Genomic DNA, 17,225 nt, shown 5'->3' with positions numbered 1-17,225 from the left:
CTCTGGTACGGACGTACCAGGACCGAGGCAGCGGTACCTAGACTGCGCTCATGGGTGAACGGACCGTGACCCACGATGGACTGTTGCGGATCGAGGACTGCCTGGACGCCGACGGCCACGTCGCGGTGCCCGCCGGCGTGAACCTGATCTCGCTCATCGACCGCAACATCGCCAACGTCGGCGATGCGCCGGCCTACCGCTACCTGGACTACACCGGCAACACCGACGGCCGGGTCACAGAACTCACCTGGAGGCAACTCGGCGCGCGCCTACGGGCGGTCGCCGCGCACCTGCAACGGGTCGCGCAGCGAGGAGACCGGGTGGCCATCCTGGCGCCGCAGGGCCTCGACTACGTCACCGGGTTCTTCGCCGCGATCAAGGCGGGCGCCATCGCGGTCCCGTTGTTCGCACCCGAATTACAGGGCCACGCCCAACGACTCGGCACCGCGCTACGCGACTCCGAGCCTTCGGTGGTGGTGACCACCGCGGCCGCGGCCGCGAACGTGCACGACTTTCTCGCCGGCCTCGACGGCGTGCCCGCTCCACGGGTGGTACTGCTCGACGACATCACCGACTCCGGTGACGATTTCGAACCGGTGCCGCTGCGTCTCGACGACATCTCGCATCTGCAGTACACCTCTGGTGCGACCCGGCCGCCGGTCGGTGTCGAGATCACGCACCGCGCGGTCGGTACCAACCTCATCCAGATGATCCTGTCCATCGACCTGCTCGACCGAAGAGTGCATGGCGTTAGCTGGTTACCCCTGTTTCACGACATGGGCTTGTCGATGATCGGGTTCCCGGCGGTGTACGGCGGGCATTCGACGCTGATGTCGCCCACCGCGTTCATCCGCCGTCCACAGCGGTGGATCAAGGCGCTGTCGGACGGTGCGCGTGAGGGCCGGGTGGTCACGGCGGCACCGAACTTCGCCTACGAGTACGCGGCGCAGCGGGGTCTGCCCGCACCCGGCGACCACCTCGACCTGAGCAAGGCGGTGCTGATCGTCGGCTCCGAACCCGTCAGCATCGAGGCGATCGAAACGTTCAACGCCGCGTTCACACCATACGGATTGCCGCTCAATGCGTTTCGACCGTCATACGGTATCGCGGAGGCAACGCTTTTCGTCTCGACCATCGCACCGGACGCCCACGCCGGCGCAGTGTATTTCGACCGCGAGCAACTCGCCGAGGGCCACGCCGTGCCCGTCGCGGCAGGTTGTCCCGGCGCGGTGGCGCACGTGTCCTGCGGACAGGTGGCGCGCAGCCAGTGGGCCGTCGTCGCCGACCCCGACACCGGCGCGGAATTGCCGGACGGCCGGATCGGCGAGATCTGGCTGCACGGCGACAATCTCGGGAAAGGCTATTGGGGCCGGCCCGACGAGACACGTCGCGCCTTCGGGGCCCGGCTCACGTCCCGATTGCCATCCGGCAGTCACGCCGAAGGCGTTGCACTGCAGGCAAACTGGTTGCGCACCGGCGATCTGGGCGTTCACCGAGAAGGCGAGCTGTACGTCACCGGCCGGCGCGCCGACATGATCGTCATCGACGGCAAACAGCACTACCCGCAGGACGTCGAGGCCACCGCCGAAGACGCCTCGGCGATGGCGCGACCGGGGCACGTCACCGCGTTCACGGTGCCGGGACCCGATGGCGAGGGCGCCCTCGTGATCGTCGCCGAACGCGCGAGCGGCACGGCACGACTCGATCCGGCGCCGGCGATCGAGGCGATTGGCAACGCTGTCGTGCTGCGACACGGCATCGCGGCCGCCGATATCCGTTTCGTCGCGGCAGGGGCCATTCCGCGCACGACGAGCGGCAAGCTCGCCCGCGGCGCCTGTCGTGCCGAATACATCGGCGGAAAGCTGCGCCGTTAGTCTCGACGACCGCTAGCGCACGCCGAGTTTCTCCCGGACCGTGTCTGTCAGGAAGCGGACGGTCGACACCGGCCGGAACGCCCGGGCCGCCGCGGTGAGCGCTGCTTGAGCGTCCGCGCTGAGTTCGATGTCGGCGGCGGCCACGTTGAACTCGAGTTGTTCGACGCTCGATGCGCCCGGTATGGCGACGACGTTGGGCAGGCCGATCAGCCACGCCAGCGCCACCTGCGCGGGTTTGGCGCCGACGTCGGCGGCGATATCGCGCAGCGTCTGCAGCAGTGGTTCGGCGCGGCGCAGGTTCTCCGTGCCGAACAGCGGGTTCATTGCCCGGGCGCCGCCGCTGGGCCGGTGCTCGGGTCCGTACTTGCCGCCGAGCAACCCCTGAGCGAGCGGGCTGTAGGCGATCACGATGCGGTTCTCCCGTTCGGCGAACGGCACGAGATGCTCGAGCGCCTGCGGATGAGCCAGCGAGAAGTGCACCTGATTGCTGATCACCGGCCGGCCCAGCGCCTCGTCGGCCTTGCGCCAGCGGTCCAGCGAATAGTTGGACACGCCGGCCGCGCCGATCACGCCGCTGTCGAGCAGGTCGCGCATACCGGGCATGATCACCGAATCGGGCACCACCGGGTTCGGCTGGTGAATCTGATACAGCGGGATCTTCTGCAGCCCCAACCGCTGCGCGCTGGCCTGTGCACGCTGTTTGACCACTGCCGGGAACGGTGCGACCGGGAACACCTTGCTGGCCACCGCCACGTCAGCGCGGGCGTCACCGAGCGCCTCGCCCAGGATGCGCTCGCTCTTACCGAACCCGTAAATTTCGGCGGTGTCGAAGAGCGTGACGCCCAGGGCGAGCGAGCGCTGCACGATCTCGTGGGCGGCCCCGGCCGCATACGTGTCGCCATAACCCCATTCGCGGGAGCCGAACTGCCAGGTGCCAAGCCCAATACGGCTGACCCGGCCCACTCCGTCGACGTCCAAGTACTTCACCGTGCCCACGGTACTGACACACCGGACGGGTTTTGCAGCCCGAGGGCCGGGGTATGTGAGGCGGGCTGCAGAAAGTCGGCGTTTACACCAGCCTCGAAAGGCGTATCGCATGCTCGAGTTCATCTGTCCCACTTGCGGGCATTTCAGCCTTGACGAAGTCGCTTGCGACTCCTGCAGCGGTCGAGCTGGCGATGCCGACCTGGCGATGGCCGGATGACGATGTCGCTGCCCCGCTCGCTTCACCCATTCGACCTGGTCATGGCGTCGACAAGGCTGTACTCGTCGCTGCCGGTGGTGGGCAAGCACCTCGAGCCGTTCGCCGGCCTGACCGCGATGGCGATGTACGGCCACCACTACGCGCCCGCCGCGGTGCGCGGCATGGTCACCCGCCGCTTCGGTGCGGCTCCGGAGGCCGCACCGGCAGACGCCGCCGACGCATCGATCGCGTCGCAGCGCGGCACCCGAGTACCGCCGTACCTGCGCTTCCGTGCGCAGCGGCAGAAGTGCCTCTACCGCAGATCGGTGCGCTACGGCGATCACCCTGCACAGCTTCTCGACGTCTGGCGGCTGCCCGACCTGCCGCCCGACGCCCCGGTGCTGCTGTTCGTGCCCGGCGGCGCCTGGGTGCAGGGCTCCCGCGTCATGCAGGGCCACACAATGCTGCATCACCTGGTCAAGCAGGGCTGGGTGTGCCTGACGATGGACTACCGGGTGTCACCGCTGCACCGCTGGCCGCGCCAGATCGCCGACGTCAACGCAGCGATCGCGTGGGCGCGCGCCAACGTCGACAAGTACGGCGGAGATCGCAACTTCGTCGCGGTGGCGGGCTGCTCGGCGGGTGGGCACCTCGCGTCGCTCGCCGCCCTCACACCGGGCGACCCGGCGTTCCGCGGTGAGCTCACCACGGACGCCGACACCTCCGTCGACGCGGTCGTCGGTATCTACGGTCGCTACGACTGGCAGGACCGCTCGACCCCGGCGCGCAGAAACTTCCAGAACTTCCTGGAGCGAGTTGTCGTGGGACGCAGGCAGTCTCGCCATCCCGACATCTTCACCGCCGCTTCTCCATTGGCGCGCATTCACAAGGACGCGCCGCCGTTCTTGCTCGTTCACGGTGAACAGGACACCATCATCCCGGTGGGTGAGGCGCGAGAGTTCGGTGAGAGATTACGTGCGGTATCGCGTAATACGGTGGAGTACAGCGAGATACCGCGCGCCGGACATGCCTTCGACCTCGTCGATTCGTCGCACGCGCGGCGGCTCGCCGTCGAGGTGAGCAACTTCCTCACCGATGTCCGCGACCGGCAGCTTCAAGGCGAGGCCGCCGCCGCTGTCTAAACACCACGCACGTCATCGCTGTGTGGGGGCCGTCATCTGCGGGTATCCCGAACGCACCACGATGGAGGAGGCCACCATGGCGAAGGATCACGGTTCCAGCGTCAAGAACGACAAACAGTACGAGGGCCTGCGCAAGAAGGGCATGAGCAAGTCGCGCGCTGCGGCGATCGCGAACACGCCCAACGCGTCGAAGAAGGGCGGCAAGAACTCCGGCGGCGGCAAGAAGTCCGGCGGGTCCAAGAAGAGCTGACGATGACTTTCGGCCGCTGAGTCGGTCATAACCTGCGAGTGCACCATCTCCCGCAGGAGGATTGACGATGACGAACCCCGTCACGACTCAACCGGCCGCCCTACCGCCCGTCGTCGATGTGGCGACGTGGCGCGCCGCGCTCGACGACCTGCGAAGGCGTGAGAAGGCCGCGACGCGCGAACTGGACGCCATCGCCGCCCAGCGTCGGCGGCTGCCCATGGTCCGGATGCCCGACTACACGCTGATCGGCGAGCACGGTCCCGTCAGGCTTGCCGACGTGTTCGAGGGGCGCTCGCAGCTGATCGTCTACAACCACATGTGGACCGACGGCGCGGAGTGGCAGTGCGGCGGCTGCACCGGTTTCACCTCCCAGTTCACCCGGCTGGAGTTCCTCGACAATTACGACGCCCGGTTCGTGATCGTCACCAACGGCCCTATCGAGGAGGCGCTGGCCTACCGCACCAAGGTCGGCAACAAGATGACCTGGTACTCGTCGTCGGAGAGTTCGTTCGGCGCCGACGTCGATGCCGCGCCCGGCGAAGGGTTCGCGGTAAACGTGTTTCTGCGAGACGGTGACACCGTGTACCGGACATGGCACACCAATGGCCGCGGCACCGAACAACTCAGCCATTCGTTCGCGCTCATCGACGTGCTGCCCTGGGGTCGCCAGGAGGAGTGGCAGGATTCGCCCGAGGGCTGGCCGCAGCGCCCGACGTACTCGGGCTGGCTCGACTCGCCCGACATCGCGCGCGCGTACGGCACCGGCGCCGAGTAGCTAATGGGTGTCGAAGCTACCGCCGAGATTGCGGTCAGGGTTGTGCTCGCTGCCTCCGATTCAAGCGCACATCCGCAACCCTGAGTGCAATCTCGCGCGTAGGTCCACGGACCGGCACCCCTTGCACCGGCAGTGGCATCCTGGCTCCATGGAGTCGGTATGGGCCTGATCTTCCGCCTGGTCGAGCTGTTGATCGTGCTCGTCCCGCTCGCCGGCGTGCTGTACGGCGGATGGCGGGCGGTGGCGGCGGCCCGCGCACGCCACGGCGAGCCGCCCCGACCATCCGCCGCCGAACCGCCGCGGCGCGCGAACACCGCCGCCCCTTGGCAAGCGATCGCCCGCGCGGTCAAGGAGCACGACCGCACCGACACCCGCTGGCTGGAGTACGAGTTGGATCTGGCCAAGCTGCTCGACTTCCCGCTGATGACCGACATGCGCGACCCGCTGACCGAGCGGTTTCACCGCACCAAGCTGCGCGCCGACCTGCTGCGGCCGGCAAAGGCCGAGGACCTCGCCGTCGACGGCGAGGCCGCGCGCGAGTACGTCGACGCGGTGACCGACTACGTCACCGCCTTCGACGCCGCGGAGAACGAGGCGGTCCGGCGTCGGCGCAGCGATTTCTCGGCACAGGAGCAGCTGCGGCTCGCCCGCGCGCAGAACATGCTGCGCGTCGCCACCGACACTGCGGCCACCCCGCAGGAGCGTGAACGCGGCTACGAGCTGGCGCGTCGCGAACTCGACGGGTTGATCGTGCTGCCCGAGCGTGCCCGCGCCGCCATCGAGCGGGGTATCGCCGGCGAACTCGACGGCTGAGCGCGCCGTTACGCGCCGCGCCGCAGAAACTCGGCAAGCACCGCGGCCATGTCCGGAATCGCTTGTCGGGCAATCACTTCGTAGCCGTGCGTGCTGAGCGTCGGCAGGCACAACAGGCCCGCGCGCGGCGTCAGCCCGCTGGCCTTCGCGTGCGACGCGTCGGATTCGAACGCGCCCAGCACCGCCGGCTGAGGGGACATCCCGAGGCCGGAGGCGATTTCGAGCAACGTGTCGGCCACCACCTTGTCGTAGACGCTCTCGGCGTCCCTATACGCGATGATCGGGCCGCCGCTGCAGGTGGTGCCGTACTCGGCCTCCGTCGGACCCACCTCCAACGCCAGGGTCAGATCGCCGGGCAGCGAATGGCTGGCGTACGAGCCGCCGATACCGCCGACCTCCTCGCTCGTGGTGAACACGAGATAGGTGTCCCGCGCGGGGCGTTGCCCGCGTTTCCCCAACCGGTGGGGCACATCGAGCAGTGCGGTCACCGCGGCGCGGTCGTCCATGAAATAGCAGCCGAGGTAATCGGAGCCGACGTCGATCAGCGTGCGCTTGCTTCGGTGCACGCACGCCCGGGTGCCGGGTCTGATGCCCGCGTCGGCGAGATCGTCGGGACTGTGCCCGGTGAACACGTACACGTGCATCCAGTCCAGCGCCTTGTCGCCCTGATCCGGCTTGGTCTCCCAGATCCGCTCGCTCTCCTTGGTGGTGTGCTCCGAACCGAGCGTCAACACGCCGCAGACGGTCTCCTTGTCGCCGAGCAGCGCGACCGGCCCGAGACCGAAGTTGCCCGGATACATCGTGCCCAGCGGCGTCATGTGCAGGATGCCGTCCGAGTCGATGCGCTTGACGAGCATCGACAACTCATCCATGTGCGCCATCACACGAACGGCGGGCGCCTCGCTGTCGGCGCCGCGGATCAGGCCAACCAGGTTGCCCGCCTCATCGACCCATACCTCGTCGACGTGTGGGCCCAACTCGCGGTGGCAGATCTCCCGCACGGCGTCTTCCTGGCCGCACGGCCCGTACGCGTGGAGCAATTCTTGAAGCAGGTCGCGGTGCAGCGCATCGTCGGTGGCCATAGATCTTGATATTGCCCGTGACGCCGTCGGCCTAATCTTCGCGGCGACGCGACGGCCGCTAGGCGACCGGCGGATGCGGATACCTTGTCATCACCGGCACGCACAGCCCGGTGCTTCGCGGGTCAGGTCCCACAGAAGGTTCGGTACTTCCCGAAGTCCTCCGGCGCCGGCTCGGCGTAACGTTCGAGCCCCGGGCGCTCGTCGTAAGGCGCGGTCACGGCGTCCAGCAACCGGTGCAGCGGCTCGAGGTTGCCGCCGGTGGCCGCCGTCAGCGCCTCCTCGACGAGATGATTGCGCGGAATGTAAACCGGGTTGGCGCGGTCCATCACCGCGGGGTCGGGCTTCAACGCCTGCCACCGCGCCAGCCAGTCGTCGAACGCGGCGAGGTCGAGGAACAGGCCGCGGGCGGGTTCGTGGTCGCCGCGGGCGGCCTGACCGAGATGGCGGAAGAACGACGTGAAGTCGACGTGGCTCTGGTGCAGTTGCGCGATCAGGTCGTTCATCAGCGGCACCGCGATCTCGTCCGGGGTGGTGTCCGCGAGGCCGAGCTTGGCGCACATGCCCGCCGAAAGCGCCTCCTGGAACCGGGGCGTGAAGCCGGTGAGACCGCCTTCGGCGATCGCGATCGCCTGCTGTTGATCGTCGGCGAACAGAGGCAGCAGCGCCTCGGCGAACCGGGCCAGGTTCCACACCGCGATGGCCGGCTGGTTGCCGTAGGCATAGCGACCCCACGAGTCGATCGAGCTGAACACCGTTTCGGGGTCGTAGGCCTCCATGAACGCACACGGCCCGTAGTCGATGGTCTCGCCCGAGATCGTCATGTTGTCGGTGTTCATCACGCCGTGCACGAAACCGACGAGCATCCACTTCGCGAGCAGCGCCGCCTGCACCGCCACCACCGATTCGAACAGCGCGACATAACGGTTGCCCGCGTCCGCGGCCGCCGGGTGGTGCCGTTCGATCGCGTGGTCGGCGAGGCGCCGCAACAGGTCGGTGTCGCCGGTGTTCGCGGCGTACTGGAACGTGCCGACGCGCAGATGGCTGCGGGCGACGCGAGCCAGCACCGCGCCCGGCAGGAGCGTCTCGCGCTGCACTTGGCGGCCGGTCGCGACGACGGCCAGCGAGCGCGTGGTCGGTATCCCCATCGCGTGCATCGCCTCGCTGACGATGTACTCGCGCAGCATCGGGCCCACCGCCGCCAGCCCGTCGCCGCCGCGGGCGAACGGCGTCGCGCCGGATCCCTTCAGGTGCAGGTCGCGCAGCTCTCCGGAGGTCGTCGTGAGCTCGCCGAGCAACAGGGCCCGTCCGTCGCCCAACCGCGGGACGTAACCGCCGAACTGATGCCCGGCGTATGCCTGCGCGACCGGCGTGGCGCCGCTCGGCACCAGCGTGCCGACCAGCAGCCGCAGCCCGTCGGGCCCGCGCAACCACTCAGCGTCGATTCCCAGTTCGGCGGCCAACGACTCGTTGAGCACAAGCAGCCGCGGGTCGGGCGCCGCCTCGGCCTGCCAGCGGACCGCCAACTCCGGCAGCTGGCTGGCGTAGTGGTCGGCGAAAGCGAAGGCTGGCGGTGCGATGCTCACCCCTTCCACAGTACGAGCGGATCCGCCGGGTCTTCATTTGTGAATCCGGCGACGGTTTGAGGCGCGTTTGCGTCGTCAGATTCACAAACGCGCGGGGCTGTATGGTGATGCTCCCGGGGCAGCAGCGCGAATTCGCGACCAGTGGTCATCGTGGACCTGCCGCGCCGCGGGAAGTAATTGTCTGATGAGGAGCAGTTCGGTGACGCTGAACACCATCGCGCTCGAGCTCGTGCCGCCGAACGTCGAGCGGGGCCGCGAGCAGGCGCTGGCGGATGCGCACAAGGTGCTGCGATGCTCCGCCGAGACGGGTCTCGAGGGTCGCATCAGGCACGTGATGATCCCCGGCATGATCGAAGAGGACGCCGACCGGCCCATCGAGATGAAGCCGAAACTCGACGTGCTCGACTTCTGGTCGATGATCACGCCCGAGCTTGCCGGGGTGAACGGCTTGTGCACTCAGGTCACCGCGTTCATGGACGAACCGACGCTGCGGCGCCGCCTGACGGAGCTGTCGCGTGCCGGATTCGACGGCATCGCGTTCGTCGGGGTGCCGCGCACGATGAACGACGGCGAGGGCTCTGGCGTCGCACCGGTGGATGCGCTGTCGATCTACGACGATCTCGTGCCGAACCGCGGGGCGATCCTCATTCCGACCCGCGACGGGGAGCAGGGCCGGTTCACCTTCAAGTGTGAGCGGGGCGCTACCTACGGCATGACCCAGTTGCTCTACTCGGACGCGATCGTGGGCTTCCTGCGCGACTTCGCCGAGAACACCGATCACCGGCCGGAGATCCTGCTGTCGTTCGGCTTCGTGCCGAAGATGGAGAGCAAAGTCGGGTTGATCGACTGGCTGATCCAGGATCCGGGTAACGCCGCGGTCGCCGAGGAGCAGGAGTTCGTCAAGCGCCTGGCCGCCACGGAGCCGGGGGAAAAGCGCAAGCTGATGCTCGACCTGTACAAGCGCGTCATCGACGGCGTCGCGGACCTCGGCTTTCCGCTGAGCATCCACCTCGAGGCGACGTACGGCGTGTCCACGCCCGCGTTCGAGACCTTCGCCGAGATGCTCGAGTACTGGGCACCCGACAAGGCTTGACGGTTAAGTCCCGCGGCAGCGGGAAGGCCAGATGAGGTGGTGGGCAGTCTCGTAGCGCGCGCCCGGGGCTTCGCGCAGGTGAGCCTGGACCGCGAAACGGCACTCGCGTTGGTGAAGTCCGTTATCGCGTGCACCATCGCCTGGCTGCTGGCCGCCGAGGTGTTCGACGCCTCACACGCCACCTTCGCTGCGTTCTCCGCGCTGTTGCTGGTCGACATCACGATCGCCGACTCGGTCGCGAAGGCTTTTCGGTACACGGCGGCCATGCTCGCCGGCATCGGCCTGGCCGGAGCGGGGGTGTGGGTGTGGGGAGTCGCGGTGTGGCTGTTTCCGGTGATGCTCATCGTCGCGCTGGTCATCGGGCGTTGGCGCCGGTTGGGTAGCCAGGGGATAAACGTCACGGTCGCGGCGATCTTCGCGTATGGCGCCTTCGCGCAGCCGTCCGGCAACGCCTCGACCGGCAGCCCTCTGCCGTCCATCGCGGGCATGGTGCTGCTGGGCGCCGCGGTGGCGCTCGTGGTGACGCTGGTCATCGCTCCGCCGTTGCGCTATCGCAGCGCCCGGTACGCCGTCGAATCGGTCAGCGGATCGATGGTCGAACTGATGTCGGACATGGCCGAGGAGCTGGTGGACGGCGACGTCAGCATCGAGGCGGCGCGCGATTGGCGTTGGCGCGCCGACGCCCTGCCGAATAAGGCGGCGCAGGCGCGCCACACCCTCGACCACGCCGTGCGCACCACAAAGCTGAATTTGCGGCGACTCCTGGTCCGCTCCGACACCGGGGTCGCGGGTCACCGGGTGACGATCCACGCGCTCGAGCGGATCAGCGAAGAGCTGCGATGGGTGACGACCGGTTTGGCCCGCGCCGTCGAGCGCGACGAGTCGGGCATGCAACACGATGAGTTCCTGCGCGACTACGGCACCCTGCTCGCGGCCGTGCGCGACGCCGTGGCGGCCGCAGGAGCGATGCACACCGTCGCGGACTTCGGCGACGAACCTCTGGCCGAGGAGGCCCGCAGGTGCACATCGGCGTTCGACGAACTGACGGTGCATGTCCGAAACCGCGAGCTCGACCGGCCGACGCAGTGGGCCATCTACGGTGGCCTCTACACCGACGCCCAGCGCCTCTGCGAGGAAGTTGACTCCGCGCGCGACGCCTATTCTGACCCGAGTGTCCGGACTGTCAGCCGCTGAGTTGCGAGCGCGGCTCGACGCACTGACGATCCGCGACGCGGCCCGCATCGGCCGCCGCCTGAAGAACCTCCGCGACAAGCGACCGGAGAACCTGCGCCGGATCGCCGAACAGATCGCCGCCGCGGAGGCGCTGGTGGCCACCCGGATGGCCGCGATGCCCGAAATCACCTATCCCGACCTGCCGGTCAGCGACCGCCGCGACGACATCGCCGAGGCGATCAACGCGCATCAGGTGGTGGTCGTCGCCGGCGAAACCGGTTCGGGCAAGACGACGCAGCTGCCGAAGATCTGCCTCGAACTCGGCCGCGGTGTGCGCGGCACCATCGGGCACACGCAGCCGCGGCGCCTGGCCGCCCGGACCGTCGCTGCGCGCATCGCCGACGAACTCGGCAGTCCGCTCGGTGATGCGATCGGCTACACGGTGCGCTTCACCGACCAGGCGAGCGACCGCACGCTGGTGAAGTTGATGACCGACGGCATCCTGCTGGCCGAGATCCAACGCGACCGCCGCCTGCTGCGCTATGACACGCTGATCCTCGACGAGGCCCACGAGCGCAGCCTCAACATCGACTTCTTGCTCGGATACCTGCGCGAACTGCTGCCTAGGCGGCCGGACCTCAAGGTGATCGTCACTTCGGCGACGATCGAGCCGCAACGCTTCGCCGCCCATTTCGCGGGTGCGCCGATCGTCGAGGTGTCGGGACGCACCTATCCCGTTGAGATTCGTTACCGGCCTTTGGAAGTCGCCGTCGCACCGGTCGACGACCCGGACGCGGCGGACCCCGACGATCCCGACCACGAGGTGGTGCGCACCGAGATGCGCGACCAGACCGAAGCGATCGTCGACGCCATCGGTGAGCTGGCGAGTGAGCCGCCGGGCGACGTGCTGGTCTTCCTGTCCGGTGAGCGCGAGATCCGCGACACCAGTCAGGTCCTGAGCGGCATCGTCGATGACAACACCGAAGTGCTGCCGCTGTACGCCCGGCTGCCAACGGCCGAGCAGCAGAAGGTGTTTCAGCCCAGCCGCGCCTTGCGTCGCATCGTGCTGGCCACCAATGTCGCCGAGACGTCGTTGACGGTGCCCGGCATCCGGTACGTCGTCGACCCGGGCACCGCCCGCATCTCCCGCTACAGCCGCAGGACCAAAGTTCAGCGGCTGCCGATCGAGCCGATCTCACAGGCCTCCGCCGCGCAGCGGGCCGGCCGCTCGGGCCGCACGGCACCCGGTGTGTGCATCCGCCTCTACTCCGAGGAAGACTTCGCATCGCGGCCGCGCTACACCGACCCGGAGATCCTGCGCACCAACCTGGCCGCGGTGATTCTGCAGATGGCGGCATTGAATCTCGGTGATATCGAGACGTTTCCGTTTCTCGACCCGCCGGATCGGCGCAGCGTCCGCGACGGTGTGCAGCTGCTGCAGGAACTCGGCGCGTTCGACGCCGACGGTGCGATCACCGACATCGGCCGGCGGCTCGCGCAGTTGCCGATCGACCCGCGGCTGGGCCGGATGATCCTGCAGGCCGACACCGAAGGCTGCGTGCGGGAGATCCTGGTGTTGGCCGCGGCGCTGTCGATCCCCGATCCGCGGGAACGGCCCGCCGACCGCGAGGAGGCCGCCAGGCAAAAGCACGCTCGGTTCGCCGACGAGCACTCGGATTTCGTCTCTTACCTCAACCTGTGGCGCTATCTGCGCGAGCAGCGACAGGAATTGTCCGGCAATGCGTTTCGTCGCATGTGCCGCGAGGAGTTCCTGCACTACCTGCGGATCCGCGAGTGGCAGGACCTCACCGGGCAGCTGCGCAGCATCGCCAGGGACTTGGGTATCACGGAGTCCGATGACCGGGAGCCTGCCGATCCGGCGCGGGTGCACGCCGCGCTGCTCGCCGGCCTGCTGTCGCACATCGGGCTGCGCGACGGCGACGGCCGCGAATACCAGGGCGCGCGCAACGCGAAGTTCGTTCTCGCGCCGGGTTCCGCGCTGACGAAACGCCCGCCGCGCTGGATCGTCGTCGCCGACCTCGTCGAAACCAGCAGGCTCTACGGGCGAATCGGCGCGCGTATCCAACCCGAAGTCACCGAAAGGGTTGGCGCGCATCTCGTTCAGCGCACCTACAGCGAGCCGCACTGGGACGCCCAGCGCGGCGCCGTGATGGCCTATGAGCGGGTGACGCTCTACGGGCTGCCGCTGGTGCCGCGCCGCCGCGTGAACTACTCGCAGATCGAACCCGACCTCGCCCGCGAGTTGTTCATTCGGCATGCCCTCGTCGAGGGCGACTGGCAGACCCGCCACCACTTCTTCCGTGACAACGCCCGGCTGCGGGCGGAACTGGAGGAGCTCGAGGAGAAGGCGCGCCGACGCGACCTGCTCGTCGGCGATGACGAGGTCTTCGCGTTCTACGACGCCCGCATTCCGGCGGATGTGGTGTCGGCGCGGCACTTTGACGCGTGGTGGAAGAAGCAGCGCCACGTGACGCCGGAGCTGCTGACCTTCGCCCGCGACGATCTCCTGCGAACTGACGACGCGGTCGACGGCCAGCCGGATGCTTGGCAGGCCGGCGCGCTGTCGCTGCCGTTGAGCTACCGATTCGAACCGGGCGCCGCGGACGATGGTGTCACGGTGCACGTGCCGGTCGAGGTGCTGGCCCGGCTCGGCGGCGACGAGTTCGCCTGGCAGGTGCCCGCGCTGCGCGAGGAACTGGTCACCGCGCTGATCCGGTCGCTGCCGAAAAACCTGCGCCGCAACTTCGTTCCCGCTCCGGACACGGCGCGCGCGGTGTTGGCCGGAATCACACCCGGCGGCGAACCGCTCCTCGAGGCCGTGCAGCGCGAACTGCACCGGCGCACCGGCGTTCTGGTGCCGATCGACGCGTTCGACCTCGACAAGCTGCCGTCGCACCTGCGCGTCACCTTCGCCGTCGAGAACGCCGACGGCACCGAACTGGCACGTGGCAAGGACCTCGAAGCCCTCCAGCAGCGGCTCGCGGCCCCGGTGCGACGCGCGGTTGCCGACGCGGTCGCCGGCGACCTGGACCGGATCGGTCTGCGTTCGTGGCCCGAAGACCTGGATGTGTTGCCGCGCAGCGTCGAACGGGTCGTCGGCGGCCACACCGTGCGGGGATATCCGGCACTCGTCGACGCCGGCGCCGCGGTCGACGTCCACGTGTTCCCGACAGCTGCCGAACAACAGGCGTCGATGGGGCCGGGTACCCGCAGACTGCTGCGCATCGCCGTGTCTTCTCCGGTGAAAGCCGTCGAACGCCAGCTACAGCCGCGGACCCGGCTGGTTCTCGGCGCCAACCCGGCTGGCTCACTGCAGGCGTTGCTCGAAGACTGCGCCGACGCGGCGACCGACCTGCTGGCACCCACACCGGCGTGGACAGGCGACGAGTTCGCTGCGCTGCGCGACCGCGTCGCCTCCGACCTGGTGCGCACCACCGTCGAAATCGTCACGCGCGTCGAGCAGGTGCTCGCGGCGGCGCACGATGTGGAAGTGGCGCTGCCGGCGGCGCCGTCGGCCGCCCAGGCCGACGCGGTCGCTGACATCCGAGCGCAGCTCGACCGGTTGTTGCCCCGCGGCTTTGTCACGGCGACCGGGGCCGCGCATCTGGCCGACCTGCGCCGCTACCTGCTCGCGATCGGCAGGCGGCTGGATCGGCTGCCGCACGCGCCCGGCGCCGACCGTGACCGGATGCAGCGGGTGCACGCGGTGCAGGACGCCTACGACGAGCTGGTGCACGCATTGTCGCCCGCGCGCGCGGCCGCCGCCGACGTCCGCGACATCGGCCGGCAGATCGAGGAGTTGCGGGTCAGTTTGTGGGCGCAACAGCTCGGCACCCCGCGGCCGGTCAGCGAACAGCGCATCTACCGGGCGATCGACGCGGTCCGGCCCTGACGGCGCAACTGCGGACCGCCCTGACCCGGTAGCGCGTAGTTCGCCGCAACCGCGCGCGAAGCCGTTGCATCCGGTAGGCATAGGGCCTATGTATTCCTGGGTTGCCCGCCGTGTGGCGATCGCGATGTTCGCCGTCGTCCCCGTGGCGTGTGGCGGTTCGTCGCCGACCGCGCAGAGTGACCCGTCGACCGGTCCGGCACCGGTGATCAAACCCGTTGTGCTGGCCCAGATTCCCCACGACAGCACGGCGTGGACCCAGGGGCTCGAGCTCGACGGGTCGACGTTGTACGAGGGCACCGGCGTCGCCGGCAAATCGCAGCTCCGCGAACTCGACCCGAACACCGGCGAGCTGCGCCGAGCGGTGCCCGTCCCGAACAACTACTACGGCGAGGGCATCACGGTCGTCGACGACCGGATCTGGGAGTTGACCTGGGAGGACGGGGTTGCGGTCGAATGGGACAAGAGCTCCCTCACCCCGCTGCGGGAGGTTCCGGTCGACGGGGAAGGCTGGGGTTTGTGCCGAGACGGTGACCGGCTGGTCCGCAGTGACGGCACCGACCAGCTGCGGTTCCACGACCCGTCGACGTTCGCCGAGACCGGCTCCATCGCCGTCACCCGCGACGATCAGCCATTGCGGAACCTCAACGAGTTGGAGTGCGTCGACGGCCGGGTCTGGGCCAACGTCTGGCAGACCGACTTGATCGTGCGCATCGATCCGGCGACGGGCAGGGTCGACACCGTGGTCGATGCCGCCGGGCTGTGGCCCGAGCAGGACGCCGGCCGTGAAAAGGTGCTCAACGGCATCGCCCACGTCGACGGCGACGAATATCTGTTGACCGGCAAGTTCTGGCCGTCGATGTACCGGGTCCGGTTGCCCACGCCGTCGTAGAGGGTTTTCGCCTGACTCCGCCGACGGCGTGGGTGCGCTCGGACATCGGGGACCGCACATGGCGCCTGCGCGCGACGTCGCTGCGCTATCAGATCGAATTACACGGCGACGGCACACATCTGGAGCCGCACACGCTTCCCGTGCCGCTGCCCGCCGAGCGATGCAACGTCGACACCGACTTCGAGCATCTCGGCGGCCGGTTGCGCTGCGTGGTCAAAGATTTCGGGCGGGTGATCTTCGACGGAGAGTCCGAGATCGCCGGTCTGGAGGTCGGCAACCTGCCGACTGGCTAGGGTGACTGGGTGCGACACCTGAAGAACGGCGGTCGATGAGCCGCGCGCGGGTGGTCATCGCGGGCCTCGGTGACAGCGGTGTGCTGACCGCGATCAAGCTAGCGCGGCACGCCGACGTCGTCGGCATCTCCGCCAAGCCGGGTCTGCTCAGCGGCCAGGAACTCGGGATGCGGCTGAGCCGTCCGAACGACTGGGCCCGCTACAACTGGATCACCTTCGACCGATTCCGCGGCCTCGATCGTGTTCGGACACTTCACGGCACGCTGTCCGGAGTCGACCTGGCCGCGCGAAAGGTGTTCGTACAACAGGGCGACGGCAGCACGACCGCCGAACCTTATGACGCCCTGGTCATTTCGACCGGCGTCACCAACGGGTTCTGGCGCCAACCGCGCCTGCAGTCGGCCGACGAGATCGCCACCGACCTCCGCGAGGCGCATCAGCGCCTGGCCGCAGCCCGTTCGGTCGTCGTCATCGGCGGTGGCGCCGCCGCGGTGAGCAGCGCCGCCAACCTCGCGCGCACCTACCCCGGCAAGCGCATCGGGCTGTACTACCCCGGCGACCGTGCGCTGGTGCACCACCACGCCCGCGTCTGGGACCGGGTGAGCCGCCGGCTGAACGACTTCGGCGTCGGAGTGCACGCCGGTCACCGGGCAGTCGTACCGGACGGCTTCGAGTGCGACGATCTCACCACCGGGCCGGTGCAGTGGAGCACCGCCCAACCCGAAACCGCCGCGGATGCGGTGCTGTGGGCGATCGGCCGGGTTCGGCCCAACACGCAGTGGCTGCCGCCGGAGATGCTCGACGAGCACGGCTTCGTGCGAGTGTCACCCGAGCTTCGGGTTCCGGGGCAGCGCGGTGTGTACGCGATCGGTGACGTCGCCGCGACCGATCCGCTGCGCACGTCGGCCCGCAACCGCGCCGACGGGCTGCTGGCCCACAACATTCGCGCCGAGTTGGCCGGAAAGCCGTTGCGGTCCTATCGGCCGGCGAGCCGTCGCTGGGGGTCGGTGCTCGGACCGCAGCCCGACGGGCTCGAGGTGTTCACGCCCAATGGCCAGGCGTTCGGTTTTCCCGGCTGGTCGATCGATCGGGTGCTGATGCCCTGGATCGTATGGCGCGGCATCTACCGCGGCGTGCGTCGAAACTGAAGTCGCGTAGGGGC

Annotated in this window: 14 protein-coding genes; 11 read left to right on the top strand and 3 right to left on the bottom strand. The window is 68.7% G+C overall.

The window, feature by feature from the left end; all coding sequences use genetic code 11:
- Nucleotides 1-50 precede the first annotated feature (50 nt).
- On the top strand, nucleotides 51-1,874 hold the full coding sequence (locus AU185_RS00265; protein WP_059100333.1) for a fatty acyl-AMP ligase: 1,824 nt from the start codon (nucleotides 51-53) through the stop codon (nucleotides 1,872-1,874).
- A 12-nt stretch (nucleotides 1,875-1,886) separates the two neighbouring features.
- Here the strand turns inward: AU185_RS00265 and AU185_RS00260 are convergent, their stop codons facing one another.
- Nucleotides 1,887-2,861 (bottom strand): aldo/keto reductase, encoded by a 975-nt coding sequence (locus AU185_RS00260; protein ID WP_059100747.1) that lies wholly within the window; start codon nucleotides 2,859-2,861, stop codon nucleotides 1,887-1,889.
- 219 nt (nucleotides 2,862-3,080) lie between these two features.
- Between AU185_RS00260 and AU185_RS00255 the strand changes: the two genes are divergently transcribed.
- The 4 genes from AU185_RS00255 to AU185_RS00240 all read left to right on the top strand — a co-directional run bounded on the left by AU185_RS00255 (nucleotide 3,081) and on the right by AU185_RS00240 (nucleotide 6,037).
- Nucleotides 3,081-4,199 carry an alpha/beta hydrolase gene (locus tag AU185_RS00255; RefSeq protein ID WP_059100746.1) on the top strand — a complete coding sequence of 373 codons (1,119 nt, stop codon included), beginning with the start codon at nucleotides 3,081-3,083 and terminating at the stop codon, nucleotides 4,197-4,199.
- Between the two features lie 22 nt (nucleotides 4,200-4,221).
- On the top strand, nucleotides 4,222-4,449 hold the full coding sequence (locus AU185_RS00250; RefSeq protein ID WP_059100332.1) for a DUF7218 family protein: 228 nt from the start codon (nucleotides 4,222-4,224) through the stop codon (nucleotides 4,447-4,449).
- Between the two features lie 67 nt (nucleotides 4,450-4,516).
- Entirely contained in the window at nucleotides 4,517-5,224 is a 708-nt protein-coding gene (locus AU185_RS00245) for a DUF899 domain-containing protein (RefSeq protein ID WP_059100331.1), read from the top strand.
- Nucleotides 5,225-5,383: 159 nt separating this feature from the next.
- Nucleotides 5,384-6,037 carry a hypothetical protein gene (locus AU185_RS00240; RefSeq protein ID WP_059100330.1) on the top strand — a complete coding sequence of 218 codons (654 nt, stop codon included), beginning with the start codon at nucleotides 5,384-5,386 and terminating at the stop codon, nucleotides 6,035-6,037.
- 8 nt (nucleotides 6,038-6,045) lie between these two features.
- Here AU185_RS00240 and AU185_RS00235 read toward each other — a convergent pair whose 3' ends face one another.
- A complete protein-coding gene (locus AU185_RS00235) occupies nucleotides 6,046-7,119 on the bottom strand; it encodes a M42 family metallopeptidase (RefSeq protein WP_059100329.1) in 1,074 nt (357 codons plus the stop codon).
- A gap of 122 nt (nucleotides 7,120-7,241) precedes the next feature.
- A complete protein-coding gene (locus tag AU185_RS00230) occupies nucleotides 7,242-8,702 on the bottom strand; it encodes a protein adenylyltransferase SelO (RefSeq protein WP_059100328.1) in 1,461 nt (486 codons plus the stop codon).
- 199 nt (nucleotides 8,703-8,901) lie between these two features.
- Between AU185_RS00230 and AU185_RS00225 the strand changes: the two genes are divergently transcribed.
- The 6 genes from AU185_RS00225 (at nucleotide 8,902) to AU185_RS00200 (ending at nucleotide 17,211) form a co-directional block, all read left to right on the top strand.
- Nucleotides 8,902-9,795 carry a mycobacterial-type methylenetetrahydrofolate reductase gene (locus AU185_RS00225; protein WP_059100327.1) on the top strand — a complete coding sequence of 298 codons (894 nt, stop codon included), beginning with the start codon at nucleotides 8,902-8,904 and terminating at the stop codon, nucleotides 9,793-9,795.
- A 39-nt stretch (nucleotides 9,796-9,834) separates the two neighbouring features.
- Complete coding sequence (locus AU185_RS25415) at nucleotides 9,835-10,989, top strand: FUSC family protein (protein ID WP_197413444.1); 1,155 nt, start codon at nucleotides 9,835-9,837, stop codon at nucleotides 10,987-10,989.
- Nucleotides 10,967-14,881, top strand: a complete 3,915-nt coding sequence (gene hrpA, locus AU185_RS00215; RefSeq protein WP_059100325.1) for an ATP-dependent RNA helicase HrpA — start codon at nucleotides 10,967-10,969, stop codon at nucleotides 14,879-14,881. The genes AU185_RS25415 and hrpA overlap by 23 nt, the downstream gene beginning before the upstream one ends.
- A gap of 88 nt (nucleotides 14,882-14,969) precedes the next feature.
- A complete protein-coding gene (locus AU185_RS00210) occupies nucleotides 14,970-15,770 on the top strand; it encodes a glutaminyl-peptide cyclotransferase (RefSeq protein WP_059100324.1) in 801 nt (266 codons plus the stop codon).
- 32 nt (nucleotides 15,771-15,802) lie between these two features.
- Entirely contained in the window at nucleotides 15,803-16,063 is a 261-nt protein-coding gene (locus AU185_RS00205; protein WP_059100323.1) for a hypothetical protein, read from the top strand.
- Nucleotides 16,064-16,098: 35 nt separating this feature from the next.
- Nucleotides 16,099-17,211 carry an FAD-dependent oxidoreductase gene (locus AU185_RS00200; RefSeq protein WP_059100322.1) on the top strand — a complete coding sequence of 371 codons (1,113 nt, stop codon included), beginning with the start codon at nucleotides 16,099-16,101 and terminating at the stop codon, nucleotides 17,209-17,211.
- The last annotated feature ends 14 nt before the right edge of the window (nucleotides 17,212-17,225 follow it).

The sequence above is a fragment of the Mycobacterium sp. GA-0227b genome, assembly GCF_001499855.1.
GTDB lineage: Bacteria > Actinomycetota > Actinomycetes > Mycobacteriales > Mycobacteriaceae > Mycobacterium.
This window is presented reverse-complemented; position numbering and strand designations above follow the sequence as displayed.